26 protein-coding genes and 1 pseudogene are annotated in these 26,344 nt (G+C 37.0%); 6 read left to right on the forward strand and 21 right to left on the reverse strand.

The window, feature by feature from the left end; translation table 11 throughout:
• Window positions 1-19: 19 nt before the first annotated feature.
• The 3 genes from NSQ76_RS09410 to NSQ76_RS09420 all read right to left on the reverse strand — a co-directional run bounded on the left by NSQ76_RS09410 (window position 20) and on the right by NSQ76_RS09420 (window position 1,893).
• On the reverse strand, window positions 20-145 hold the full coding sequence (locus NSQ76_RS09410; protein WP_254966705.1) for a hypothetical protein: 126 nt from the start codon (window positions 143-145) through the stop codon (window positions 20-22).
• A gap of 43 nt (window positions 146-188) precedes the next feature.
• Window positions 189-524 (reverse strand): hypothetical protein, encoded by a 336-nt coding sequence (locus NSQ76_RS09415; protein WP_024425150.1) that lies wholly within the window; start codon window positions 522-524, stop codon window positions 189-191.
• Window positions 525-711: 187 nt separating this feature from the next.
• Window positions 712-1,893 carry an MFS transporter gene (locus NSQ76_RS09420; protein ID WP_044335354.1) on the reverse strand — a complete coding sequence of 394 codons (1,182 nt, stop codon included), beginning with the start codon at window positions 1,891-1,893 and terminating at the stop codon, window positions 712-714.
• 225 nt (window positions 1,894-2,118) lie between these two features.
• Here NSQ76_RS09420 and NSQ76_RS09425 point away from each other — a divergent pair, with 225 nt between their 5' ends.
• On the forward strand, window positions 2,119-2,688 hold the full coding sequence (locus NSQ76_RS09425) for a sugar O-acetyltransferase (RefSeq protein WP_044335352.1): 570 nt from the start codon (window positions 2,119-2,121) through the stop codon (window positions 2,686-2,688).
• A gap of 228 nt (window positions 2,689-2,916) precedes the next feature.
• Here NSQ76_RS09425 and NSQ76_RS09430 read toward each other — a convergent pair whose 3' ends face one another.
• On the reverse strand, window positions 2,917-3,498 hold the full coding sequence (locus tag NSQ76_RS09430; RefSeq protein WP_212051905.1) for an NAD(P)H-dependent oxidoreductase: 582 nt from the start codon (window positions 3,496-3,498) through the stop codon (window positions 2,917-2,919).
• 122 nt (window positions 3,499-3,620) lie between these two features.
• Between NSQ76_RS09430 and NSQ76_RS09435 the strand changes: the two genes are divergently transcribed.
• Window positions 3,621-3,962, forward strand: coding sequence for a winged helix-turn-helix transcriptional regulator (locus tag NSQ76_RS09435; protein WP_024425154.1), 342 nt, complete (start codon window positions 3,621-3,623; stop codon window positions 3,960-3,962).
• Between the two features lie 124 nt (window positions 3,963-4,086).
• Here the strand turns inward: NSQ76_RS09435 and aldA are convergent, their stop codons facing one another.
• Together aldA and rhaD are read right to left on the reverse strand one after the other, a co-directional pair.
• Window positions 4,087-5,553: an aldehyde dehydrogenase gene (aldA, locus tag NSQ76_RS09440; protein WP_149126616.1), complete on the reverse strand. Its 1,467-nt coding sequence runs from the start codon at window positions 5,551-5,553 to the stop codon at window positions 4,087-4,089.
• Window positions 5,554-5,595: 42 nt separating this feature from the next.
• Window positions 5,596-6,432 (reverse strand): rhamnulose-1-phosphate aldolase, encoded by an 837-nt coding sequence (rhaD, locus tag NSQ76_RS09445; RefSeq protein WP_341053479.1) that lies wholly within the window; start codon window positions 6,430-6,432, stop codon window positions 5,596-5,598.
• A gap of 366 nt (window positions 6,433-6,798) precedes the next feature.
• Here rhaD and NSQ76_RS09450 point away from each other — a divergent pair, with 366 nt between their 5' ends.
• The 3 genes from NSQ76_RS09450 (at window position 6,799) to NSQ76_RS09460 (ending at window position 9,580) form a co-directional block, all read left to right on the forward strand.
• A complete protein-coding gene (locus tag NSQ76_RS09450; protein WP_341053480.1) occupies window positions 6,799-7,581 on the forward strand; it encodes a DeoR/GlpR family DNA-binding transcription regulator in 783 nt (260 codons plus the stop codon).
• A 330-nt stretch (window positions 7,582-7,911) separates the two neighbouring features.
• Window positions 7,912-8,226, forward strand: a complete 315-nt coding sequence (gene rhaM, locus NSQ76_RS09455; protein ID WP_341053481.1) for an L-rhamnose mutarotase — start codon at window positions 7,912-7,914, stop codon at window positions 8,224-8,226.
• An 82-nt stretch (window positions 8,227-8,308) separates the two neighbouring features.
• Window positions 8,309-9,580 (forward strand): MFS transporter, encoded by a 1,272-nt coding sequence (locus NSQ76_RS09460; RefSeq protein WP_125587379.1) that lies wholly within the window; start codon window positions 8,309-8,311, stop codon window positions 9,578-9,580.
• Window positions 9,581-9,699: 119 nt separating this feature from the next.
• Here the strand turns inward: NSQ76_RS09460 and NSQ76_RS09465 are convergent, their stop codons facing one another.
• From NSQ76_RS09465 to NSQ76_RS09530, 14 genes and pseudogenes are all read right to left on the reverse strand, one after another.
• Window positions 9,700-10,413, reverse strand: a complete 714-nt coding sequence (locus tag NSQ76_RS09465) for a LutC/YkgG family protein (protein WP_224426493.1) — start codon at window positions 10,411-10,413, stop codon at window positions 9,700-9,702.
• On the reverse strand, window positions 10,413-11,837 hold the full coding sequence (locus NSQ76_RS09470; RefSeq protein WP_224426492.1) for a LutB/LldF family L-lactate oxidation iron-sulfur protein: 1,425 nt from the start codon (window positions 11,835-11,837) through the stop codon (window positions 10,413-10,415). Before NSQ76_RS09470 ends, NSQ76_RS09465 begins: the two co-directional genes overlap by 1 nt.
• 19 nt (window positions 11,838-11,856) lie before the next feature.
• The gene (locus NSQ76_RS09475; RefSeq protein ID WP_111927442.1) at window positions 11,857-12,573 is read right to left on the reverse strand and encodes a (Fe-S)-binding protein; all 717 of its coding nucleotides are present in this window, start codon (window positions 12,571-12,573) and stop codon (window positions 11,857-11,859) included.
• A 288-nt stretch (window positions 12,574-12,861) separates the two neighbouring features.
• Complete coding sequence (rhaA, locus tag NSQ76_RS09480; protein WP_125587381.1) at window positions 12,862-14,130, reverse strand: L-rhamnose isomerase; 1,269 nt, start codon at window positions 14,128-14,130, stop codon at window positions 12,862-12,864.
• Window positions 14,131-14,151: 21 nt separating this feature from the next.
• On the reverse strand, window positions 14,152-15,570 hold the full coding sequence (rhaB, locus tag NSQ76_RS09485) for a rhamnulokinase (protein WP_341053482.1): 1,419 nt from the start codon (window positions 15,568-15,570) through the stop codon (window positions 14,152-14,154).
• A gap of 139 nt (window positions 15,571-15,709) precedes the next feature.
• The gene (locus tag NSQ76_RS09490) at window positions 15,710-16,678 is read right to left on the reverse strand and encodes an AraC family transcriptional regulator (RefSeq protein ID WP_327823353.1); all 969 of its coding nucleotides are present in this window, start codon (window positions 16,676-16,678) and stop codon (window positions 15,710-15,712) included.
• A 208-nt stretch (window positions 16,679-16,886) separates the two neighbouring features.
• Window positions 16,887-17,537, reverse strand: a complete 651-nt coding sequence (locus tag NSQ76_RS09495) for a response regulator transcription factor (RefSeq protein ID WP_024427104.1) — start codon at window positions 17,535-17,537, stop codon at window positions 16,887-16,889.
• Between the two features lie 5 nt (window positions 17,538-17,542).
• A complete protein-coding gene (locus NSQ76_RS09500) occupies window positions 17,543-18,727 on the reverse strand; it encodes a sensor histidine kinase (RefSeq protein ID WP_341053483.1) in 1,185 nt (394 codons plus the stop codon).
• Between the two features lie 101 nt (window positions 18,728-18,828).
• Window positions 18,829-20,991, reverse strand: coding sequence for an MMPL family transporter (locus NSQ76_RS09505; protein ID WP_135031661.1), 2,163 nt, complete (start codon window positions 20,989-20,991; stop codon window positions 18,829-18,831).
• A gap of 216 nt (window positions 20,992-21,207) precedes the next feature.
• A complete protein-coding gene (locus tag NSQ76_RS09510; RefSeq protein WP_341053484.1) occupies window positions 21,208-22,311 on the reverse strand; it encodes a threonine synthase in 1,104 nt (367 codons plus the stop codon).
• 73 nt (window positions 22,312-22,384) lie between these two features.
• Entirely contained in the window at window positions 22,385-22,759 is a 375-nt protein-coding gene (locus tag NSQ76_RS09515; RefSeq protein ID WP_034622005.1) for a RidA family protein, read from the reverse strand.
• The gene (locus NSQ76_RS09520; protein WP_034622007.1) at window positions 22,756-23,421 is read right to left on the reverse strand and encodes a helix-turn-helix transcriptional regulator; all 666 of its coding nucleotides are present in this window, start codon (window positions 23,419-23,421) and stop codon (window positions 22,756-22,758) included. Before NSQ76_RS09520 ends, NSQ76_RS09515 begins: the two co-directional genes overlap by 4 nt.
• A 144-nt stretch (window positions 23,422-23,565) precedes the next feature.
• A complete protein-coding gene (locus NSQ76_RS09525; RefSeq protein WP_208300724.1) occupies window positions 23,566-24,246 on the reverse strand; it encodes a TetR/AcrR family transcriptional regulator in 681 nt (226 codons plus the stop codon).
• Window positions 24,247-24,288: 42 nt separating this feature from the next.
• Window positions 24,289-25,457: pseudogene (locus NSQ76_RS09530) on the reverse strand (FAD-dependent oxidoreductase).
• Window positions 25,458-25,699: 242 nt separating this feature from the next.
• On the opposite strand from NSQ76_RS09530, the gene NSQ76_RS09535 reads away from it, so the two are divergent.
• On the forward strand, window positions 25,700-25,888 hold the full coding sequence (locus tag NSQ76_RS09535) for a hypothetical protein (protein ID WP_025093227.1): 189 nt from the start codon (window positions 25,700-25,702) through the stop codon (window positions 25,886-25,888).
• A 72-nt stretch (window positions 25,889-25,960) separates the two neighbouring features.
• Here the strand turns inward: NSQ76_RS09535 and NSQ76_RS09540 are convergent, their stop codons facing one another.
• Window positions 25,961-26,308, reverse strand: coding sequence for a DoxX family protein (locus NSQ76_RS09540; protein ID WP_024425167.1), 348 nt, complete (start codon window positions 26,306-26,308; stop codon window positions 25,961-25,963).
• Window positions 26,309-26,344 lie beyond the last annotated feature (36 nt).

Consider the following 26,344-nt stretch of genomic DNA (forward strand, 5'->3'; position numbering starts at 1 on the left):
TCTTTTATATACGGGTCATTTAGCTCTCGTGGTTGCCAAACATGCTTGTAATGGCGTGCACTACTTCAATTCCTTGGTAAACGAAAAGAGAAAGTGAAGTGACAGAGAAAAGACCTAGAATGAAAATTCTTAAGAAAAATAACATCGTGTAAAACCTCCCAATTTTTGTTTTGATTTAGATGGTTGGGTTAAACACGAGCTTGTCGGAAATAAGAAGATTGATAGAACACTGCAAGTAAATGCTTCTTTTTCCGGTCAAATCGATCAGTATGAGTGATGCGTGCAAATCCAGCTGTCATACTGCCAATAATCAGCAGTGCTGTAAATGCGGCAAATACTGCGTTCACATGTTTTTGTTTCTTTTCATCGCCCATTGTCTGGACGATTTTCATTTCATGTGATTCTTGATCGGCAACCACCTTAGCATGATGGTATACCTGAACGGAATGAGGCATTGAGAACAAATGAAAACTTGCAAGTGCTATGCATAAAACACCTAATTTTAATAGCATATTTTTTTTCATTTTTCTCACCCCTTCCTGGTTATTTTCATGATCTTACCACGTTTTCAGTTATTTGAAAAGTCTTATTTTTTTACTTTCCCTCTTTAAAAAAGCGATAAACATCACGACATCTATAGGACTGTTTCACTTCATGAAAGGTTTCAATTTTATTTTTTAAATTTAAAAAAAGTGCCATGATCACAAAGGATCAGACACTTTTAGTCGCTTGTAATGAATGTGGTTTTGCTACAGCTTTAGTAAAGATTCCTGCAATACATATGGCAAATAGAACAAAGATAAAGGCATGAAGGAGTCCAACCTGATTGGCAAGCAGCCCTAAAATAGGAGGACCGGAAAGGGAGGCTGTGTAACCAGATAAGGTCACAATACTAACGCGTTTGACAGCGTACCGGCTATCATCGCCTGCTGCAGAAATGGTTAGCGGAAAGCCTAAAGATGCGCCAAGTCCCCATAAAAAGATTGATATCATACATACAACAAGTGAAATCTTCAAAATGACTAAGAATAGGCCGGCAGCTGCTGATAAAATCGCAACTCTTAGCAATAATACTCTGCCAAAGCGATCGATCAAACGTCCGCTGATCAGTCTGCCGCTAATCATGCCGCACAAAAACAAAGCATAGATGACCGTACTCATGGAATGTGAAACTTGGTAGCCATCCACCATTGCAAGTGGAATCCAATCATTGGCGGAGCCTTCGACAAACGCAAGACATAAGGCGATCATCGCAAGAGATATCGTTCGTTTGTTCAGCCATGCCGTTTGAGTAGGCTCAACTGTATCGGACTGTTTCTCATGCTGATCCTTTCCTGTCCCGTGCGGAATAAACCGTGTACAAACCAATATGCTGAGGAAAAGCAGAAGGGCAATAGCGAGAAGGTGTATCAATACAGAAACCCCTAAATGGATAAAAAGAATACCAGCACCTGCTCCAATTAAAGTCCCAATGCTAAAGGAAGCATGCAATATAGGCAGAATGGTTTTCTTGATGCTGTACTCAATCTCTGTTCCTTCTAAGTTCATCGCTACATTGCACATGCCAGAGCCTGCGCCAAAAAGAAAAAGACCAGAAGTGACGACAAAGATAGAAGAGAGTGTTGAACCAATGGCAAGAGTAGTAAATCCAAGGAACATCAAAAAAGCACTGATCACAATCGCCACTCGGCCGCCTTTTTTGCGGACGAATACATTTGAAAGAACAAGCCCAACAATTGAACCAACGGATAAACCGAGTAAAATAAGTCCCATTGTTCCAGTGTTTGCTTGTAATAAATCTCTCACTTCCGGTGTCCGTGAAAACCATGTAGAAATGGAGATCCCAGACATCGTAAAGATCACAATAATTGCTTTATACCACTTTAATTCCATCTAATCCCTCACATTTAAAGATATATATGTTATTGAACAAATCTACTCGATTATAAATGAGACTTGCTGATTCGTAAATAACTTGCTGGAGGAACAAGGTCAATTCTAGTCAAAAGAAATCATTCCTTCCCAATTCTTATGATGAGAAGGTAAAATAAACATAAAGGGGGCGGTAGGATGTAATCATATCGCATCAATTTAAATAGAAGGGAGGAGGAGATCAACATGAAAAGTGAAAAGGAAAAAATGATTCAAGGAGAACATTATGTATCTAGTGACCAAACACTGATCGCAGATCGTGAAAGAGCGAGACAATTGACATACGCATATCAGCAAACCAATCAGCAAGAAAAAAGAGCATCCATTTTAAAGGAATTATTAGGCGCTTGCGGAAATGATGTCGTTTTTGAAGGAAGACTGCAGTGCGATTACGGATACAATATCGAGATTGGTGAGCATTTTTTTGCAAATTTTGATGCAGTGTTATTAGACGTGTGCAAAATTACCATTGGACATCACTGTTTATTAGGTCCGAATGTACATATTTATACGGCTGGACACCCGCTTGACCCGATAGTACGTGCAAAAGGCATTGAATTCGGCAAACCAGTCACCATTGGAAACCATGTATGGATTGGCGGCGGTGCTATTATTAATCCAGGTGTCACAATTGGCGATAATGCTGTCATTGCTTCTGGTGCCGTTGTGACAAAAAATGTTCCAGCAAATGTGGTGGTTGGCGGAAATCCTGCGAAAATCATTAAATATCTTGATGAATCAAAATCTGGCGAATAACGTTGGATTTTGATTTTTTCTATTTTGTCTCAATAAGATGAGTATACTTAATTTTGAGACAAGAGAAATTCATTGTTTGTTTAACTTCCTAGAATATATATTATGTAAACTAAGAAATGAGAATACATATTTGAGTGTCGATATTTAATTTCACAACCTCTACCACCTTCTCAATAAATTAGATCGGTCGTAAAGGTTGTGCCTTTCCTTATTGGCTGCTACAGTAAATTAAATACTTTGGGATATTTCGTTTAAAAATACTTTCCTCTTTTCATCTGTTGTTAAGTTAACTCTCGAAAAATGAATCCATTTGGTGTCTTCATTTTTAAGTCCCAAGTCAGCAAGAGTTCTGTTAATAAAAACGCTTTGAATCGCATTCCCACCTTCAGATTCTATATAATCCTTATCTGTTGTAGATGTTGAGATCACGGTTGTTTTTTTAATATTTGTCAATAAACCTTTTAAAGCCCCAGTGTTTTTATCTTCTAAGAATGCGAAACCTCTTAACATGACTTTATCAATAAATCCTTTTAAAATTGCAGGTAAATCCCACCACCAGACAGGAAATATAAATATTAATTCAGTTGACTGCCTTAATTTCTTTTGATAATCCTTAACTAATTGATCAGGCGTTTCTCCTTTATGAAAATACTTCAATTCCTCAGCTGAAAAAACGGGATTAAACCCATCTTTATATAAATCGATCACTTGAAATGGTTCTCTCTTTGTTTCTAGATTTTCTGTAATGGAAGTCAAAATGGCATGATTATAGCTTCCATCCCAAGGATGTGCATAGACAATTGTTTTCATGATTCATTCACCCTTTTTTGTTATTTTCATCATATTTTGATGTACATTCATTTTATTGTATGCTATAACGTACTACAAGTACGGTAATTAAAGTGCGATACTAACCTAAAGGAGAGTGTGAAATGACCAAAGAATCCTTTACAGCTCATGCTGATCTAAAAGAAACTGGATTTGGGTACACTTTATCATTAATTGGCGGGAAATATAAGATGACGGTACTGTATGCTTTATATGCAAACAATGCGCCTATTCGCTATAATCAGTTGAAACGAATGCTTGGGGCAATCTCTTTTAAAACATTAACCAATACACTAAAAGAGCTTGAAGCAGATCAGTTAATTAATCGTAAAGAATATCCTCAAGTGCCTCCAAAAGTAGAATATAGTTTATCGGAAAAGGGATTATCATTGATCCCTGTATTAGATGCGATTTGCTATTGGGGTGAAGAACAAATGAAAAAATAGTTAGACGTTGAGTGAAATTGTACTTTTAGGCAAAAGGGTGTACATTCAGTCAAAAAAAGAGCATCTCTCTTGAGATACTCTTAGAACATTGATAAATCTCATGAAATATTAAGTTGTCTTTCTCTTATCTTTTGTTTGAGTTATGCTGCAAATAAACAACATGAGTTTGTAAAAATTCTTCTAAACCATGTTTACCATCTGCTCCGCCAATTCCAGATTTCTTACGACCTGCGTGGAATCCCTGAATGGCTTCAAAGTTTTCACGGTTAATGTACGTTTCTCCAAATAGTAACTCATTTGCAGCACGCATCGCTGTATCTAAATTCTGTGTAAAGATAGATGATGTTAATCCATATTGGCAATCATTCGCAAGCTCAATTGCTTCATCTAAATCTTTAAACGTCATAATCGGGAGAACCGGTCCAAATACTTCTTCCTGTACAATTTCTGAATCTTGTTTTACATTCACGAGGACTGTTGGTTCATAGTAATATCCAGGTGTCACATCTGCACGTTTTCCACCAGTTAACACTTGGGCCCCTTCTTCAACAGCTCGGTTTACCATCGCTTCAATTGATTCTATTGCTTGCTTATTTGTAAGTGGTCCCATATCTAAACCTTCATCTTCGAGAGGATTGCCATATTTCACATTTTTCATTGATGTGACAATTTTTTTGATAAATGGATCGGCGATACTTTCATGAACATACACGCGTTCAGCACAGTTACATACTTGTCCCGTATTAATGATACGTGAGTCGACAATTGCTTTCACGGCTAAATCAATGTCTGCATCTTCAGCTACAATAGCTGGTGCTTTACCGCCAAGCTCTAGACTGACTTTTGTTACATTTTGAGCTGCAGCTTTCATGACACTTACACCTGCATCCACGCTCCCTGTTAAACTGACTAAACCAATCTTTTCATTTGAAGCAAGTTCGTCTCCCACTGTATCTCCGCGCCCTGTTACAAGATTGAATACCCCTTTTGGAATACCCACTTTATCTACTAATTTTGCAAATTCTATTGCATTATTTGGCGTATCACTACTAGGTTTAATGACAATGGTATTCCCTGTTACCAATGCAGGCGCAGCCTTTCTCGCTACAAGGAAGAATGGGAAATTCCATGGTAAAAAGCCAGCTACAACCCCGATTGGCTCTTTAAAGATCATTATATTTTCATTTGGTCTGTCACTTTGAAGAATTTCCCCTTCGTACGTCCTTGCTGAACCTGCCATATAATCAATGTACTCAGCAGTAAAATCAACTTCTGTAGTAGAGAGAGCAAGTACTTTTCCTTGTTCTTCTGAAATGACGCGTGCAAGAAAATCTCTATTTTTTCGAATTTCTTCAGCTAAACGTGTTAAATACTTTGCACGCTCAGCAGCCGGTTTCTTTTTCCATTCTTTTTGTGCAGCTTCTGCAAACTCAATCGCTTCTTGAACCTCTTCTTTAGAACAACTTGGCACTTCTGAAATCACTTTTTCAGTTGCCGGATTTAACACCTGTATCACTTCGCCAGAGCTAGCATTTACAAATTCTCCATTAATGTACATTTGAAATTGTTTAACATTGGTTTGTGAGTTCATTTACTGAAACCTCCTAATATTGGATTGTAGGAAAGACTATTTTTATAGATTTAAAACTCCTTGTCTTGGCACAACACCAAAAGCATCTGCCAAGTCTTGAAGCTGTTGATCTGTAATGGTTTGTTTCACGCTTCCTTGTGCACATACAACTGTGTATACTTCCGCAGCTTTTTCAGCTGTTTCAATTAACCCAAATGTCTCATCCATTGTAGTTCCAGCACCAAAAATTCCGTGGTGTGGCCAAATAACTGAACGAACATCTTTCATTTTTGCAGCTGTAGCTTCTCCAATTGAATCAGTTCCTGGAACCATCCATGGAATAATACCAATTCCTTCTGGGAATACAACAATGCATTCGGTACACATCTGCCATAAAGTTTTTGTAAATGCTACTTCATCCAAGCTGTGTGTGAATGTCATACCAATAAGGTTTGTTGCATGACAGTGCATGATCACACGATGGTTTGGATCTGCTTTTAATCTTTCAATATGGCTCATTAAATGTGATGGAAGCTCACTTGTTGGAACGCCTCCCTCTTCTAACCCCCATAAAATATCAAGCGATTTGCCATCTTCAGTTATACGAATAATACCAAGGTTAGCGGCTGGATCATCTATTACATTTTTAAAATATTTCCCCGAACCCGTCACAATAAAATATTTCCCTGCTAACTCAGCACCATTAAAAATCATCGGCACCGTTCGTTTCACATCATGAACGTCAAGGTACTCTGCTACTTCGTCTTCTTTTAATAAATAACTAATATTCCCGCCATTTCGTTCATCCCAACCTAAGCGATATAGGTTTGCTGTCGTTTTGGTCATTTCTTGAAGGAAAGGTGCTTTTAGTATATTTTTCTTTGTCAAAAGGTCTTTCATCTCCATCTTCTCCCTTGTTTTCATTGATATATATCTTTCTAAATAAAAATTATACTTTTGATAAACTCATGCAAAAGCGTTTACATCCTCATATTACTTCGAGAAACACATTAAGTCAACACAAACAAACATTTTATCTTTGTTTGTGTTTGTTTTGATTGTGATATAAGTGGTTATTTTATGAATGATACAATGCTGTTTCATTCGCGTTAAATACTAAACCTTGCTGCTGTTTAAGGTCATTTTTTTGAAGTTATAAGTATGTTATGATGAAAACAAACAAAAATAAAAACAAAACAACAACCTTATAGGCAATTTTATGCTGTTTTTCTTTTATTCATATTTAAAAGCGAAAGGAAGTTACACATGTTATTAGCTGAAAGGCATCAAAAAATAGTAGATTTAGTTAATTTACGATCCAGCATTCGTGTATCAGAATTAAGCGAAATTTTTTCTGTGACAGATGAAACGATTCGCCGTGATCTTGAAAAATTAGAGAAAGAAAATAAGTTGCGGCGAAGCCACGGCGGAGCAGTTAGTATTGAGGAAAAAGAATCAGAAGTTGATTTTTCAGAGCGAGAAATTACGAATGTATTAGAAAAGAAAGTGATTGCACGTGAAGCTGTGAAGCAAGTTGAAGAAGGCGACCGTATTATCCTTGACGCAAGTACCACTGCATGGTACATGTCAAAAATCCTTCCGAATATTCCTTTGACTGTTATCACCAACTCCATTAAGGTAGCCATAGAATTAAGTAAGAAAGAAAAAATTCAGGTGATCTCAACAGGAGGTCTCCTCCTTCCTAAATCGTTGTCCTACGTAGGACCTCTAGCAGAGCGCTCACTGGAAAATTATCATGTGAATAAAGGGTTCTTATCCTGTAAGGGTATTGACTTAAATAGCGGCTTAAGTGATTCAAATGAGTGGCAGGCTCTCTTAAAAAGAAAAATGATTGAACGGTCACATGAGACCATTTTAATGGTCGACTCTAGTAAGTTTGGATCCCGTGAATTTTCTCATATCTCTTCATTAAGTGATATTAGCCGCATTATTGTTGACGATAAACTAAGCAATGATGCACATGCCATTTTACGTGATAAAAATATTAATGTTACTTCTGTAGCCTTGATGAGTGAATCTGCTTCATAGTCAAATCCAAATAGAAGATTAAGGTCTCTCCTTTTCTGTGTATATACGTGTTCAAGACAAACCTATATAGGTTTGTCTTTTTCTATATCCACAATTTTATCTTGCCTTATTTATGATGAACCCCTCTCGTAATCAACATTAACAAAAACCAATAATAAAAAAATGTTGTTTTATTTTTGTTTTTATAATAATATGACCATATAAACAAAGAAAAATAAAGATTTTGCAGAAATCAGGGGAAAAAATCACTTTATTGTGAAGATTAAATTGCTTTTTGCAAACGCTTTCTTTATTTTTTTCATTTATTCTACAGTACAAGGAGCGAGAGAGATGATAAGAAAAGCCAGTATTATGTTTGTACACAAGGATCAATTTGATGAATACAAACGTCGACATGATGAAATATGGTCGGAAATGGTTGAGGCATTAAAACAGCATGGAGCTCATAACTATTCTATTTTCTTAGAAAAAGAAAGTGGCCAATTGTTTGCTTATTTGGAAATCGAAAATGAAGATAGATGGAACCAGATGGCTAAAAGTGATATTTGTAAAAAATGGTGGGATTACATGGCACCTATCATGGAGACAAATTCAGATAACAGTCCACGCTCTGTAGATTTAAATGAATTGTTTTACTTAGCATAATTTTTTAGGAAAACAAAGACAGCAAAAATACAGGCATTCAAACGGATGTATCGTTTGAAGGTACTTGAGAGGAGATTTAAATATGGCTGGTAATGCAAAAGGCGGATTAAAGTCTACTATTACTGTAGCAATGTCAAATTATTTGGAGGCAGCATCCATCGTAGCTGCTGCTGGCGGCCTGACACTCTGGATGGAATATTTAAATTTAAATGACTTTAAACTGGGATTATTAGGAGCGCTGAGTGCTAATGGATTTGCTTCAGCTGCAGGAGCCCTCATAGGAGGCGTTCTGGTTGATAAATATGGGCGAAAGTTAATTTATAAATACGATTTATTGGTCTATATGTTTGGTGTCTTATTAACGATGTTGTCTTTTAACTTCCCCATGTTGTTAGCTGGTTACATTATTACTGGAGTAGCCGTAGGAGCTGCCATTCCAGCTGCTTGGACGTATATAGCAGAAGAAGCGCCTGAAAATGAACGTGCATCTCGTGTAGGATGGGGACAGTTAGCGTGGTCGGTTGGTCCAGCTATTTCGTTACTCCTCTCTGTCGCCTTGGCCCCATTAGGTCTTTTAGGAAGCCGAATTATTTTTGGTCAATTATTTGTAATCGCTTTAATTACTTGGATTATGCAACAACAAATTAGTGAATCAAAAATATGGGAAGAAGAAAAACAAAAAGAAGAGAATCAAAAAGCAAATGGTGAAAAATTAAAAAGTCCAGTCAAAGAATTATTCACAATCAAAGCAAACCGTCATGCCATTATTTTATTACTAGGGATCTATTGCTTTTGGAACTTAGTAGCTGGTGTAATGGGATACTTCATGCCGTATATTTATCAGACCGTTGGAGGGCTTTCATCATCACAAGCAAATTTATTACAAGCGTTTTTATGGATTTTGACCGTTTTAGGAACGTACTTTGTCTTTATTAAACTAGGTGATAAAGTGAACAGACGTGTATTGTATGGCATAGGAGCGGCAATGGGGATTGCTGCTTGGGCTACTCTTACGTATGGCGGAATGGGCATGACTGAACTGCTTATATTTGTAATATTATGGGGAATTGCAGCTGGTTTTGGTGCTCAAGCATTTTATGGTCTTTGGTCAAGTGAGTTATTTCATACAAAATACCGTGCAAAGGCACAAGGATTCCTTTTTTGTACAGCGCGTGTAGCCGTTGGCCTTATATCACTTGTGATTCCAACGATGATTTCTACATTAGGATTTAAAATATCAGGTTCTATTATGATTGGGTTTCTTGTAATTGCTGCAATTATTGGATTAGTCATGGCGCCAGAAACAAGAGGAAAATCATTAAAAGAAATTGAAAAAGAACGATACAGCGCTTAAAAAAATAGCCAAGCTTTCTTTGAGAAGCTTGGTTATTTTTCTGCCTCCCCTCTGCTCTCCTTACTACAATAAAAAATAGAGATTCCAAATGGAAACTCTATTTTTTATATCAACCAACCTTACACAATGAAATAAAAAGCTTTTAAAGGTCCATGCACACCTACGACCAAATTCATTTCGATATCTGCAGAATTACTTGGTCCAGAAATAAAGTGAATACAAGAAGCAACAGCTTCTCCCTTTTCCACACGTTGGTTTAGGTCAGAAACAGCCTGTGTAATACGTGCCACAATCGTTTCACGCGGGATAATCGTGACATAGACAGTCGGCAAAAAGTGAAGTGCCCGCCCTTGTCCCTCATGAGTTTTTACAACAATTGTTCCTGACTCGGCAAGTGCATAGTCACTGAATGTAATACCAATATTGGCTTTTTCGGCGAGGGAATGATTCGCTTCACGTCCTCTTTTTGAATCCCATACATGTACCTCTATATTTTCTTCCGGCCATTCTTTTTCAAGTAAATCTGTTAAGCCATATTCTTTGAAACGTGAATCTTGGGCTGTCATTACGGGCCCCCCGCCATGTTCAGCAACAATTTTCTTTAAATCTTCAGCTAAGTGATCTTTTGTTGTTTCAAAAACAGTGGTATGAATTTTGCTGCAGTGCTCTGTGAACGTAGCGATTAACTCCTTTTCTGTATAACCTTTCATTACATCCCAGTTTACGTTATTCTTCCACTCTGGACGTACAACACCACTTATTCGTCTTTCCCGTCCCAGCTGTTTAGCCACATGATTTAAAAAAACTTCCTGATTTTGAGCTGTTCCTCTCATTACTTTTCACCACCTTTTTTATGATTGTCAAACCAGTCTCGAAAACGTTCTTTACTTGGAGCTGGGAATTCTCGAATTTCAGTCCAATTTTTTAATGGGCCAATTCCTTTGGAGACTCGATCTCCTGATACAATGGGCTTCATAGCTGTAGGTGCCATTTTTGTACCTAGTTTGTATAGAGCAGCAGATGATGCTCCCATTCCAAACATTTTCATCGCTAGTTTCTCACCTAGAGGAGCACGTCCTTCTTTTTCAACAATTACTTGACGATGTTTTAAAAGTAGTTCGTGTAGCGGAATTTTAACTGGACAAGCATCAGTACATGCTGCACAAAGAGTTGATGCATATGGCAGTTCTTTATAATCGTCATATCCACCTAAAAGTGGACTTAATACTGCACCAATTGGCCCCGGATAGATAGAGCCATAAGAATGTCCTCCGACATGACGATATACTGGACATACATTAATACATGCCGCACAACGGATGCATTGTAATACTTGTTGGAACTCAGACCCTAAGATTTCAGAACGGCCGTTATCAACGACAACAAGGTGAAATTCTTCTGGACCATCTGCCTCTTCTTCATATTTAGGCCCTACTGTTGTAATGTAACTCGTTAGCTTTTGCCCTACTGCACTTCTGCAAAGCAATCCAACGAGTACATCCAGCTCCTCCATTGTTGGTACAAGACGTTCCATTCCCATTACAGCGATTTGCGTTTTTGGAATAGCAGTTACAAGATCGGCATTTCCTTCATTGGTCACTAAACAGATTGATCCTGTATTTGCAACGGCAAAGTTGCAACCGGTGACACCGATTTCTGCTTCAAGAAATTTTTCGCGCAGGATTTTACGAACAAATTTTGTCATCTCGTAAGGATCTTCCGACTTTCCATAACCTAGTTTTTCTTTAAATACATCACGAATTTGTTCTTTTTTCATATGAAGAGCCGGCGCTACAATGTGGGAAGGTGGTTCACGATCATCAACTTGCAAAATGTATTCGCCAAGGTCACTTTCTACCACTTCACAACCTATGTCTTCTAGTGTTTTATTCATTTCGATTTCTTCGGTTACCATTGATTTGGATTTCACGACTTTCTTGGCTTGTTTTTTTTCTGCAACTTCCTTCATGTATTGAGCGGCGTCTTCTTTTGTTTTCGCAAAAAAGACATGTCCCCCGCGTTTTGTAACATTTTCACTTAATTGCATTAAGTAATAATCTAAATTCTCCAGCGTGTGTTGACGGATTTGCTCCCCTAAATCGCGCCATTCTTCCCAGTTCCCAAGCTCTTCACTAGCTGCCAAACGACGTGTATACAGGCGTTCTTGAGCTGTAGACACAGCTTCACGCATCGTAGAATCTTGGATTCCTTTATCAATACGTTCATTAAATTTTTTATCACTAATTTTCATGCTCATGTCGTGTTCCCCCCTTGAATTAACGGCTATTTAATACCTCTGCAATATGCAGTACCCGCGCTGATTTTCCTAAACGTTCTATTCGTCCTCCAATATTCATTAAACATCCACAATCTGCACTAATTAAATAGTCCGCACCTGTCTGTTCAACACTTTCCACTTTTTCGTCTACCATTTGTTCAGATATTGGCATCATTTTCACAGAAAAAGTTCCACCAAATCCACAGCAATTTTGGGCGTTGGGAAGGTGCTCAACCTCTAATTCTTTTACATTAGAAAGCAGCGTAAAAGGTGCTTCCTTCACACCTAGCAAACGTGTCATATGACAAGATGTATGATAGGTCGCTTTCCCTTTTAAACGTGCCCCTACATCTGTAACCTTTAACACCTCTACGATAAATTGAGTTAGTTCATACGTTTTCTCAGCAAGACGCCTTGCTCGCTCCTCCCATTGAAAATCTCCTTTGAATATATGTGGATATTCGTGGAACATCGCTGCACAAGAACCAGAGGGAGTTACTATATACTCTGCATCTTCAAAGGTTTGGATCATATTTTTCGCTGCTTGCTTGGCTTCGGCAACATAGCCACTATTATAGGCGGGCTGGCCACAACATACTTGTGATGTAGGAAATGATACTTCACAACCAAGGTGTTCAAGTATCTCAACTGTTGCCTTACCGACATTTGGCTGGAAAGTATCAATTAAACATGTAATAAATAAGCTCACTTTCAATTTTAAAACCTCCTCTTAACGAATATTTAGATTTACCTGGTCGGCTGATGACTGAAAAATAAAAGCAGGACCCTTCTCTCATAAGTATTTTATTGTGTATTCTCCATGTGAGATGAATATGATTCCCTTCAATTAACCCTATAGCACGCGTAGAGTGGAAAAAACATTGAGTTGTAACCTATTCATCTAAAAAGGAATCCTTGTAATATAAACAGGGGAATTGATCTATTAGACCCTTCCCCTGACTGTATCTCTTTGTAAATTTACTAGTTAGCCTTTCATGATTTTTTAGGCTAATACAGAGTTTCTTTTTGTTAATACATCTTGCTCATATTGTTTCACTTCTTCCAGCCATGTTTCTTTTACAGGCACGCCCATTTTTTCACAATAGTAATCCCAGATTGCACCGAAAGGATACGTTTTGAATTCCTCTATTAATGCTAATCTTTCTGTAAAGTTTCCATCTTCCTGTAACTCTTTTAAATGTTCATTTGGTACTAACATTGCATATAGTAACGATTTAATCATGTTTCTTGTTCCAATTGTCCATGCTGCAACTCGGTTAATACTTGCATCAAAGAAATCAAGGCCAATCATCACTTTATCCAATGCTTGATTTCGAACAATTTCGAGACCAATTTCACGTAACTCATCATCCAGCGTCACAACATGATCACTGTCCCAGCGAACAGGACGAGAAACATGAAGGGCAAGCTTGTCACTGTAAAGCAGCATAGATGAAATTTTGTTTGATACCATTTCAGTCGGATGGAAATGTCCTGTATCTAATAAACATAGTTTATTATTCTTTAATGCGTATCCAAGATAAAATTCATGCGATCCAACCACATAAGATTCAGAACCAATACCGAATAACTTACTTTCAACGGCATCAAGATTATAGTTTTCATTGATCTCCTCTTCAAAAATCTTATCTAACGAATCTTTTAACCGTTGACGAGGCGTTAGTCGATCACTTGGAATATCTTTATAACCATCTGGAATCCAAATATTTGTTAAGGATGCTGTTCCTAATTCTTTACCAAAATACTCACCAATTTTGCGGCTGGCGATACAATGATTGATCCAAAAATTTCTGATATGTTCATCAGGATGAGACAACGTTAGCCCATCTGCTGCTTTTTCATGTGAGAATAATGTTGGATTGAAATCTAAGCCTACACCTTGATCTTTAGCCCATTTCACCCAGTTTTCAAAGTGTCTTGGCTCTAATTGATCCCTTTCAACGACTTCTCTATTTGTTTCCGCATAAATGGCATGTAAGTTCACACGATGTTTTCCAGGAATTAAAGACAACGCTTTCTCTAAATCTGCTCTTAGTTGTTGAGGTGTGGTTGCTTTACCAGGATAATTTCCCGTTACATCAATTCCACCTGACAATTCTCCTTTATTTACTTCAAATCCAGCAATGTCATCTCCCTGCCAGCAATGAATGGAAATCGGTACATGTTTTAATTGTTCCAATACTTCATCAACATTGATTCCCCATTTTTCATATTCTTTTTTCGCAATCTCATAATTTTCTCTTATTGTCATGTGATATTCTTCCTTTCTTTTTTACGGTGTCGTTACTGTTAAAGGTGTGTATTTTTTAACCTTAAAAGAGTTCTTAATGATTGTTCTTGCTTCTTTTATATCTACAATTTCGCCAACTGCCATTAACTGCGTTACAATATTTCCAATGGCGGTTGCTTCAACTGGACCAGCGTATACTTCTTTTTTTGTTGCGTCAGCAATTAGTTGATTTAACAGTTCATTTTGGCAACCCCCTCCGATCACATTAATTTGATTGAATGTTCTTTCAAAAATTTCTTCAATTTGATTAATGGCTTGCTGGTAGCTGCATACTAAACTGTCAAACACACATTTTGCTACTTCTCCAGGTCTAGATGGAATTGGCTGGTTTGTTTCTTGACAATAACTTTGAATCTCTTGAATCATATTTTCTGGCTTTAAAAACCGTGGATCATCTACATTAACGATGGATTTAAATGTTTGAGCCTGATTAGCTAAGACGACCAACTCTGCAAAAGAAAATTGATTTTTATAATTTCTTTTCACTTCTTGTATCATCCAAAGCCCCATAATATTCTTTAAAAATCTATAGCGATAATCAATGCCGCCCTCATTGGTGAAATTGTAATCTAAAGCTTTTGTAATACATATTGGAAAATGATTTTCTACACCAACTAAAGACCACGTTCCTGAACTAATATAGATTGTTTCTTCCTGCTCAGGAACCGAAATGACAGCTGAACCAGTATCGTGAGTGGCTGGGAGAATAACCTTCATATTAAAGCCGAATTCCTCTATTAAATCTTCAGTCAATGTACCCAACACTGTTTTGGGGGTATGAATTTCTTGGAACATTTCTTTGTTCATGCCTAGTTGATCTAATATTTCATGATCCCATTTCTTTGTGAAAGCATTAACCAGCTGAGTTGAAGTGGCATTTGTGTATTCGTTTGCCTTTTTTCCTGTTAATAAATAATGAAAATAGTCAGGAACCATTAGAAAAGATTTTGCATTTTCTAAAATCTCCGGATGATTTTGTTTGATTGAATAAAGTTGATAAATCGTATTAAATTTTTGAAATTGAATTCCTGTCTCTAGATACAGACGTTCCTTCATAAATGTTTTAAAAACCTCATCCATCATCCCGTCTGTTCTCGAATCGCGATAGGCAACAAAATCTGTTAAAGGTTTGTTCCATTCATCTAGTAAAACAAAGTCTACTGCCCATGTATCAATACCGATACTTTCTGGAGATAATCCCATTTCACTACATTGATGAATTCCCTTTTTTATTTCTTCAAATAATCGATCAAGCTCCCAGCAAAACTGGCCATTTTTTTGGACCATTTTATTCTCGAAACGGTGGATTTCTTTTAGATTTAAAAGTCCATCTTCAAGATGACCCGCTATTAATCTTCCACTAGAAGCACCAATATCAACTGCTAAACAACATTTCTTCATTTTAATCACCCTTTGCATGAAAGCGTTTGCTTATGTCTTTATATTAAGCCAGCTAAAAGGAGAAAATAATGTCTAAAATGATTTATTTATTGTCCTTATTTGCAACTGTTTAAAATAAAAAAGAACATTTAGCAGCATCTTATTTTTTTGCTAAGTGTTCTCTGAATTGCTTTGGTGTCTGATGATATTTGTTCTTAAAAATCCGATAGAAATAACTTACATTATCATATCCAACTTGATCTATGACAGAGGCAATTGGCATATCTGTACTTTCCAGTAACTCTTTCGCTTTATTTAAACGTTTTTCTTGAAGTAATTCTTTAAATGTATAGTTGGTAGCCTTTTTAATCTCTTTACTTAAAGCATAAGCGGGCTGGCTTAATTTTGTGGCTAATTCATTCAGTGATGCACTCTGGAAATGTTCATCAATATACTTTAATGCTTCAACAATTAAATAATGTTGTACAGGATTGTCTTCTGTATGTTCGGCCTTATCAGCGTGTTTAATTAACTCCACCATTAAAAGACCCATATACAATTTAATGGTGGATTCAGACATAAAAGCAGGAGACATAATTTCAATAATAATTTTTTTTATTAATTCTTGAATGCTTTCTACTTCTGAAACTTTAAAGTAAAGGAATTGTCCATTTTGAGTACTGTTATATAAACTGTTAATTAAGAAATTACTAATTCTGTTTTCAGTCGTTAAAAACGAAAAGATAAAATCAAAAAAATGAGGTAAAATGATAAAATTAATAATAATGTCTTCTTCTGCACAAGCTTGAGTTTCATGCTCAATATGCTGGTTTAAAAATAACAGCTCCCCTTGTTGCAAATTTATTCTTTGATTCCCTACTTTTTGGTTATACTGTCCATTGTAAACATAATTAATCTCAATGTAGTCGTGTTTATGTTTAGGAAAATCCACAAAGCGTGTATGTTTTCGAACCGTAATCATACTCTCTTGATTGAGAAATTTTTGACTTTCTATAATAAAATTAGACTGATTGGTATAAATGTCTTTATTTATCTCTCTTCTGTTTTGTAGAATCAGTTCCTCTTCATCTGTTATCTTTAATAATTGATTCAGAAGATCATGTTGCATAGGTTTCTCCTTTGTTTATAATCTTACTTCATTGTTTATTAGACTTCTTCAACCAAAGCCCACATACCTTCTTTCTTTTATAGAGTCTAACTCCATGCTTTTTAAAAAAAGACTACCTAAAGTAGTCTCTTTATTATTTCCCAAGCTCATAGGTTTGTACAAAAGTGCTTTCTGCAAGAGTGGCTTTCACTCCTGTTTGTTCAATTATCTAAAAATGAATGATTCCTAATTCAATTGATGTTTTAATGGCTTCAGCTCTTGATGTCACATTTAGTTTTTGATAAATGTTTGTTAAATGTGCTTTTACAGTTCTCTCGGAAATTCCCATATCAAATGCAATTTCCTTACTCCGAAACCCTCTAGCTACTGCTTGCAAAACGAGCATTTCTTTTTCGGTAAGCAAGTGGTTGTCTGTTTTCAATTTTACTTGAGGTTCTTTGTGTACGGTTGATTCAAATACCTTTGAGGCCACATTTGATTGAAGTAAAATGTCTCCTCTGATGGCCGCTTCAATTGTATTAAATAAGTTTTCTCTGCTGGCATCCTTTAAGAGGTAGCCTTTTGCACCAAGCTGTAACCCTTGGATCATTAATTTTTCTTCATTATAAGTAGTCAGAATGAGTACAGGAACTTTTATTTGAAGAGTCTGCATTTCTCTAAGCATATCAAGCCCGCTCATCATAGGCATGTTGAGGTCAAGTAATACAAGGTCTGGGGATTTTTCTTTTATGACATCTATCCCCTTTCCTCCATCTTCTGCTTCTCCAACAACTTCAAATCTTTCGTCTGTTTCAAGAATTAATTTTAATCCTTCTCTCACAACATAATGATCATCAACAATCACAATTCGATAAGACACTGTATTTACTCCTTTTTCAAAGGTATGTTCACTATTACTTGTGTACCTTCATTTTTTTTACTTTTCAAATGGATCTCTCCACCAAGCAGCCGAACACGTTCTGACATACCAATGATGCCGTAATGTCCAAAAGTGGATTCTCGTTTTTTCTCATCAAATCCCACTCCATTGTCTGCTATTTCCAAATGGATGTGATCACCTTGTTGTACCAACACTAACTCGACATGGCTTGCTTTCGCATGTTTTGAAATATTCGTTAAGCATTCTTTTATAATATAAACGGTATGTTCAATAAAAAAAGGCGACATATTCTGAGGTACAGAGATCTTTGTACGAATTGTGATGTTCGTTGCTGTCATAAATCGATTTACTTCATTTTTCACTGTTTCAGTTAAATCGTATTGATCATGACGATCCTTCCGAAGATCATCGATCACCAATCGTGCCTCACCTAATGTTTTTCGCGCTTGGCTCATTGAGCCCTTGATAATGCTTTGAGCACGCTGGGTATTTTGAGTCTCTAAATGTGCTTGAACAGCTTCCAATTGCATAATAATGCCTGCAAGCCCTTGTGCAAGGGTATCATGTAAATCTCTCGCCATTCTTTGACGCTCATTAGCAAGGGTTAACTCCTCCACCTGCTGATGTGCGAGTTCGAGTTCCTTTAGAAACGTTTGAGTTCGAATTCTAGCCTTTACTTGTCTAAAAAATAAGATAGAGTATGCAACGACCACAATAAGGATAAGAAATAAAATCGGAATGTAGACAGTCAGATCATCTGTATCATTAACCAAAATAAGAGCTAGAAAAAAAAGTACATAAAAACAAAGTCCTGTCAAAATAATCTTTAATGTATGATAGTATACACCGATGCTTTGAGCAATTAATAACGGTAAAAGACCAATTAAAATAACAGGAGAGGCAGCTTGCATAGCTAAAACACAAAGTAAAATAACGATTCCTTGTATGAAGAAATAAATCCAAGGCTTCTTCTTAAACCAATAAAATGACCACCAGTGCAAAATGAGATGGATCGCGATAAGGCCCGAAAAAAACAAACTTGAAAGCGATAAAGATGCTGTTAAAAACTGAAAAATCATCGCTGCAGCATAAACAAGAACGCCCCATAATAACGCGGGAATTCGGGAATAGATCATTTCATTAAAAGGGTCTATCCGTTTCTTAACCATAAACTCTCACCTTCCAAACCCCATCATAACACGAAAAATACCGCCCGCCTTTTAAAGAGGCAATGGCGGTATTAGGATTTTAACATTTTAAAAAGAATACATTATATAATCTTCTTTTCTTTTTGGGCAATTGACTCTCCTTCAATATCAATATGCGGAAGCAATCGTGCCAGCCATTTTGGTAAGTACCAATTTGCCCGCCCTAATAGCATCATACAAGCAGGGATAAAGGTCATTCTAATGACAAATGCATCGAATAAAACCCCAAATGCCAATGTTAATCCCATTGTTTTAATAATCAAGTCTTGAGCAAAAATAAAGCTTGCGAAAACGAAAATCATAATTAAGCCTGCTGCAGTTACAACCCTGCCACTATGCTGTAATCCAGAAATAACAGATTTCTTTGCATCATGAGATAGAAGGAATTCTTCCCTCATTCTACTAACTAAAAATACTTCATAATCCATTGCAAGACCAAATAATATTCCTGTCACTAGTACAGGCATAAAGTTTAACAACGGTCCTGCTGCAGGTATTCCAAACAATGGGGCAAGGTGTCCATCCTGTAAAACAAAGACAGCAAAACCTAATGTAGCAGTTAATGTCATTAAAAACCCTAGTACAGCCTTTAATGGAACAAGGAATGATCTAAATACAAGAATCATTAACACAAAAGCAAATCCAATAATGACTCCTGCAAATTTTGGCAATGCTTCACTGAGTCTATCTGAAATATCTATATTCACGGCAGTAGAACCAGTCACAAGAAACTTTGTGTCAGTCACACTCGATACATTTCGAATGTCTTTCACTAATTGCTTCGTTTCTTTATCCTCCGGACCACTTCTAGGTAAGATTGTTAACATTGCGTACTCACCCGATGGATCAGGGATCGCCGGCGTGATTTGTTTGATACCATCCATTTTTTCTAACAATTTTGATGATTTCTCGATGGACTTGGACTTCATCGTTTTATCTGCTTGAGAGGCATCTATGATGACAACAAGTGGTCCATTAAACCCCTTGCCAAAACCTTCTGCTAAAAGATCGTATCCTTTACGTTCAGTTGTTTCTTTGCCTTTCATACCGTTATCCGGAAGACCAAGCTCCATATGAAGTGCTGGCCAGCTTATCAATCCTGTCAATAAAATGACACCTAGCATTATTTTACCCGGATGCTTTTGAATAAATCTTCCCCAGCCCATTGTTTTTTTCTCTTTTTTTGGCTGTAATTTAGAAAATAACTTATTTTTCCTAGAAGGACTCACCTTATCTCCAAGAAGCCCTAGTATAGCTGGAACAATCGTGAGGGAAACAAGCATAACAGATAGTACCATAAAGGCTCCCACAAGGCCCATGATACCTAGAAACGGTATGTCAACTAATACAAGTCCACATAATGCAACAATGACAGTGACGCCCGCAAATAATACAGCACTTCCTGCGGTACCCACAGCTCTAGCAGCAGCCTCATTCAAATTGTAGCCTTCTGCTAACAGCTGTCGATATCTTGAAATGATAAACAGCGCATAATCAATTCCTACTGCAAGACCAATCATCACCGCTAATGTGAGACTAAATGCAGACATGTCTACAAAGTTTGAGGTGATTAAAATGACCATCACACCTATTACTAACCCAATCACAGCCGTCAATATTGGTAATCCTGCGACCAAAAGTGAAGCAAATGTAAAGGCTAAAATCAAGAAGGCGAAGATAATCCCTATGATTTCAGAAATGCCACCTACTTCAATTTCAGAGAATGTCACGGAGCCGCCTAATTCCGTTTGGATGCCCGCATCTTTTGAAATCTTTATGCTATTTAATACTTTCTCTTTTGAGGATTCCTTTACCTTGTCCGCTTTCACTCGATACGTAATATCCGCATATCCTATTTTCTTATCTTTACTTATCGTAAAGGTCTCATATAAATCGGTCACCTGCTTAACTGCTTTATCCTTTTTAATTTCTTTTATCGTCTCATTAATTTTATGTTTCACTTTCTTTGCTTCTAAAGTTTCATCTTTAGGTGCTTTAAATATTAGACGAATCGTTCCCTCATCATCACCTGCTGGGAACTTCTTTTCCAAGAGATCCATCGCTTTTTCAGATTTTGTTCCTGGAATCGACATATCTCCATTAAATGAAACGCCTGTCCCTATTGTTGCTGCAACTACAGCTGCTAAAATAAGTAACCAACCGATTAACATTCGTTTCGGCTTAGTAAAAGCAAAGTTTCCTAAGTTATATAAAAATTTAGCCATTCACTTACTCCTTTTTCATCGAATTCATGATATTCACCTCTTTATTCTACGTAATGAAATACTTGATTAAAATTGTACTTTTGGGCAAAAGGGATTGTACATTTAGGCAAGAAAAAGAGCATCTCTTTTGAGATACCCTTCTATTTATAGAGAGCGTTCATTTTATCTATATCATCATCTGGCCAATTCCGGATCAGTTGTATTAGTCATATCTGGTTATTTTGATTTAATTCCTGCACCGCAAAGAGGTATGACGATTGTTTCTTTTGCTTCTTTTTTATATTTCATGTAGCCAGCAAAATTGACTGCAGATGTCACTTCCACATAAAATCCTTTCTCACTTAGTTTAGAGCGTGCATTCAATATCTCATCCTCTTCAATATCTATAAATGTACCATTGGTATCTTGTACAGCTTCTAGAATTTGTTTGGAGCGCGCCGGGGCAGCAATGGCTATACCTTCTGCCAAAGTTCCTGTATTCGTAACAGGCGATGCTGAATCTTTCGCATTTTGAAAAGCTTTCACGAGAGGAGCACAGTTTTTCGCTTGTATGGCAATGATTTTCGGTATTTTTTGAATTAAACCATTTTCAAATAACTCTTTAAAACCGTAATATGCACCTAGGAGGAGAGTACCATTTCCAACCGGAATGATTAATGCATCAGGTGCTCCTTTTATTTGTTCATAAATTTCATAGGCGTATGTTTTTGTTCCTTCAAAAAAATAAGGATTATACACATGGCTTGCATAAAAAACGTTTTCGGCGTCTACTGCTTTTTGCGCCGCTGCTGCAATATCCTCTCGTGTACCGCGAATTTCTTTAATCGTTGCTCCATGGGCTTTTATTTGAGCGATCTTTTTAGGTGAAGTTTCATCGCTTAGATAGATGTCACATGCAATCTCGCAACGAGCTGCATAAGCGGCAATCGCCGTTCCTGCATTCCCGCTGCTATCCGCAATGACTTTTGCTACCCCTAATTCCTTTGCCTTTGTCATTAAAACAGCAGCTCCTCGATCTTTAAAGGATAGCGTAGGCATCATATAATCAATTTTTACATAAGTGTTTGGCTCATGAGGATCTAAAACGATTAACGGAGTTTGACCTTCACCCATTGTCACAGATTCCCAAGTCTTTGACCCTTTTGAAAATGGCATGGTTTCAACATAACGCCATAATGAGTTTGGGTAGTGATTCCAAACCGCAATATCTATTTGAGGGGTATCTTTCACCAGGTTTAATACGCCGTTACAATCACATTTCCATAAAGTTGGTGTCATCTCATACTTTTTACCGCAATGGTTACAAATCAATTGATTCATCAATCATCAACCCCCTTTGGATAATTTTTTATATAAAATATACTTTTTTATATATCATGGGCAAAAAAATATTCTAAATATAAGAAATAGCATCAATTTCAATTTTGAAACCAAAATGTAATTCATTCGTTGGTACAACAGTACGTGCTGGTTGATGTTCACCGAAAAATTCAGTGTAAACCGCATCTACTTTGTCCCATAGTTCAATATCAGAAATGTATAATGTCATACGCAAAATCTTTTCTTTTTTACTTCCGGCTGCTTCTACAATCATCTCCACATTCTTAAGCGCTTGTAATGTCTCTTCTTCAATGGGGCCGAATTCTTTTTCTCTCGTTTCAGGATTGATGGCAAATTGTCCTGAAACATAGACCGTGTTTTGATGAATGGTTGCGAATGCATAGTGTCCGTTGGATTTTAGATTTCCTACCTCAAGGATGTTTTTCATTTCGTTTCCCCTTCATTCGATTTATGTTTGATTTCATCCAAATAGCTATAGACGGTGACTTTAGAAATTCCTAACATAGATGCGACTTTCTCAACTGAACCTTTCATTAAAAAGATTCCCTTTTCATCCATGAACCTTATTAATTCAATTTTTTCATGACGTTTCATAACTGGGTGGACACTGTTTTGAATGATCTGTTGAATCAATTGATCTACGATTCCTTCCACATTTTCAAGATCATCATTTGATGTTGTTTCATTCTCTTGAACTTCAACTTTTGTAGAAAGAAAAGTATCCATAAATTGCTGCATTTGATTCAATGCTTCAACATCAAAATTGATACAGAATGCCCCGATCACCTTTTTCTTCGAATCACGAATTAATGAAGTCGAAGAACGAATGGTACGGTTGTCTTCTGTTTTAAATGTATACCCAGCAAGATAATCTTCTTTAAAATTTTCTGATTGTAAAACAGTCTTTACCAAATGATCAAATGATTGACCGATTTTTCTTCCCGTCACATGATGATTGACTGTAAACATGACAGATGCTTGAGGGTTCGTTAAATCATGAATAACGACTTCACAATTTGGTCCAAACATTTTTGCCGTAGATTTTGCTAAAGGAATATAGCTCTCTAATAAATTCTTTATATTTTCCATGCCTAAGCACCTCATTTGTTTATTCCACTAGATTATATAATTTTTTATATATAAAAACAATATATAGATTTTTTTATATATGTTGAAAAAGTTAAGAAAATATAAAAAAAGCAGCCATTGACTGCTTTTTGCTTGTGCTCCTTTCTAATTGATTTCTTGCTGGATTCCATACAAAATGACTTCAATTCCCCACCTGAACCGTTCCATTGATACGGTATCACCTGCAAACATTTCTTCTTTTAGGCTATGGATGAAAGGAAACCGCGTTTTGTCTGCATCATGAAATGCTTTTTTTGTATCTGAAATCTGCGAAGAGCCATGTTTCTTCCAAGAGACCTTTTCGTATGCTACGGAAGATACGTATAACAGTAACAGGTCTACTCCCCATGCAGCAGATGTAGATTTGATCCCGCCTTCATGCAATGCAGCGAGAATATGTTCGGTCAACTGTAAAAAGTTCGTTCCTTGCGGGATGGTGGAAAGAGAAATTTCAGCAAGACCAGGTTTTTCGAATAACAGTAGGAAATAAGTATGCAATATGTCAAATAACTGTTCTTTCCATGTGCCATTCACTGAATTTGGGTAAACCATTTGGCCGAGACCATAATCCAATACGTAAGCACTTAGTTCTTGAAAATTGTTCACGTAGACATACAAGGATGCAGGTCCCGTATCGAGTGCTTTAGCCACCTTACGCATACTCATGCCCTCTAACCCTTGCTCCTTTAGTAGCTCATAGGCAGTTTTCACAATGAGTTCACGGCTTAAGGGCTCTTTAGCCGGCCGAGACCGACGACTTATAATACGACGATTTGAATTGTTCATAATCTCTTTATAACATGTCAAAGTCAAATAGTAAATTGAGCATCAATCACCGTTTTCTTGAAAAGAATTCATCATTTCAGCAAGCTTGATTGCAGCATCTTTTGAAAAACACAGCTTTAAACTTTTTTCCGATTCATGAGCTTTCTCCGATGAATATTCGTACATCCTGTCTTCGTATTCTTCAATAGCCTTTTCAATATGATGAGGATTTCGAACAATCGCAAGTGCAAGCTCCATTGCATCAAACATCGCCATGTTTACACCCTCCCCTGCGAATGGCGACATGACATGAGCGGCATCACCGATAAGCGTTGCTCCTTTATGGCGGTTCCATTTAAAACCGACAGGAAGCGTATAAATCCGTCTTGGAATGATGGCATCTTCAGCATAACGAATATAATTTTTCAGCTGATCGTCCCAATCACTAAATAATTCTAATAATTGTTCTTTTGCTTCTTTCGCTTGATGAAACGGAATACCACAAGTCTCAATCCAGTTACGCTCTACCATAAGGCTTGCATACACTTTGATTCGTCCATCTCCGTTTAACTGACCAATCAGTCCTTTGTGGTCAGCTAAAGCAAACATCTTACCACGTTTATTAAATGCAGCTAAATCAGGGTGGTTTATCTCTACGTTGAGGATATTCAGTTCCAGCATCGTGAGTCCGGCGTATTCAATATCAATATCTGTTAACAGAGGACGCACACGAGAAAAGCACCATCTGCCCCGATTACAAGATCAACTGTCTCAACAACTCCGTTTTCAAAATGAAGCTCCGTCATGCCGCTTTCTAGTGAAATGCAACTTTCTAGTTTATATCCATATTTGATGTTTTCAGCATCAATTTGATCTAACAGCAGTTCGCACAAAACACCACGATCAATTTCTGGGCGGGTTCCTTTTTGATCTGATTCCGTTTCTTCATCTAAATAAATTCTTCCTGATTTATCAAGTAAACGGAAATCTTCTCCTTCATAGCGGGCGTTCCTTTGAAATTCCTCATAAACTCCTGCTTCTTTTAAAGCTTTTTGACCTGTTTCTTCATGAATATCCAGTGAGCCCCCTCTTTCAAGACTCTTGTCATGCATCTCTCGCTCATAGATAGTAGTTTGTATACCGTAATTTTGCAGAATTAAGGCGAGTGTTAGCCCCCCAGGTCCTCCTCCAATAATAGCGATCTGCTTTTGTTTCTTAGATAATGCCGTCATCGTATGCATCTCCTCTTCTTTATGGAAATCGTTTAAAGCCACATCACATTTATATTATAACGAACACCGTTCGTAAAGAACAGTGTTCGTTTAAAAAGTTTATTTCACAATTGTGTATTTTACAATCGCCCGCCACCATATGATACACTCCAACTAGGAATGTGAAAGGATGTCGAATCATCACAATGATTCTTGAATCAGTCGTTTCCATTGTTCTAATTCTGAGTGTAAGAGGTGTTTCTATGAATAAATTATTGGCAACGTTCATATTAGGATTGAGCTTTAGTGGTGCGGCTCTCATTCTTTCTGTCCCTTTGTTATTCAAGTCAAAACCAGAACAATTTGAGCTAGTGTTTGCTGCTGGATCAGCGGGCGCTTTCGCAGTATTCGCTGTCTCATGCCTAGTTCTTCGAAAACAATTCAATCGCTAAAAAACCTAAACACAATCCGCCATTAGAACAATGGAGAGTTGTTTAGGTTTTGTGTTTTATTCTGATATCAACTTAAAGAATGTGGTACAAGCTGACCCCGATACTGAGAGCGAATAACACAAGTGCAGGGAGTGCTTTTTTAAAGGGATCTTTGGCTAATACGATCAGAGTAAAGGCAGCTGCAAGCATCGTGCCTCCTAACAGTAAGCCTGATAATATTGCTATTGTTGGCATCCATATGCCGATCAGCATTCCAGCTGCGCCTATGAGCTCAAAGGCTCCGGTTAAAACATTAAAAAAAGCAGGTAAACCAAATCGTTTGAACTCTTCTGCCATTTTCCCTGATATAATTTTCGATCCTGTTACAAAAAAGAAAGCAGCCAATATCATTTGCAGAATAAGTATGAAAATCGTGATCACATCTTTCTAAGTTATTTGACTGAAACACTCAGTCCA

It is taken from the genome of Bacillus sp. FSL M8-0256 (assembly GCF_038005765.1).
Taxonomy (GTDB): domain Bacteria; phylum Bacillota; class Bacilli; order Bacillales; family Bacillaceae; genus Bacillus; species Bacillus safensis.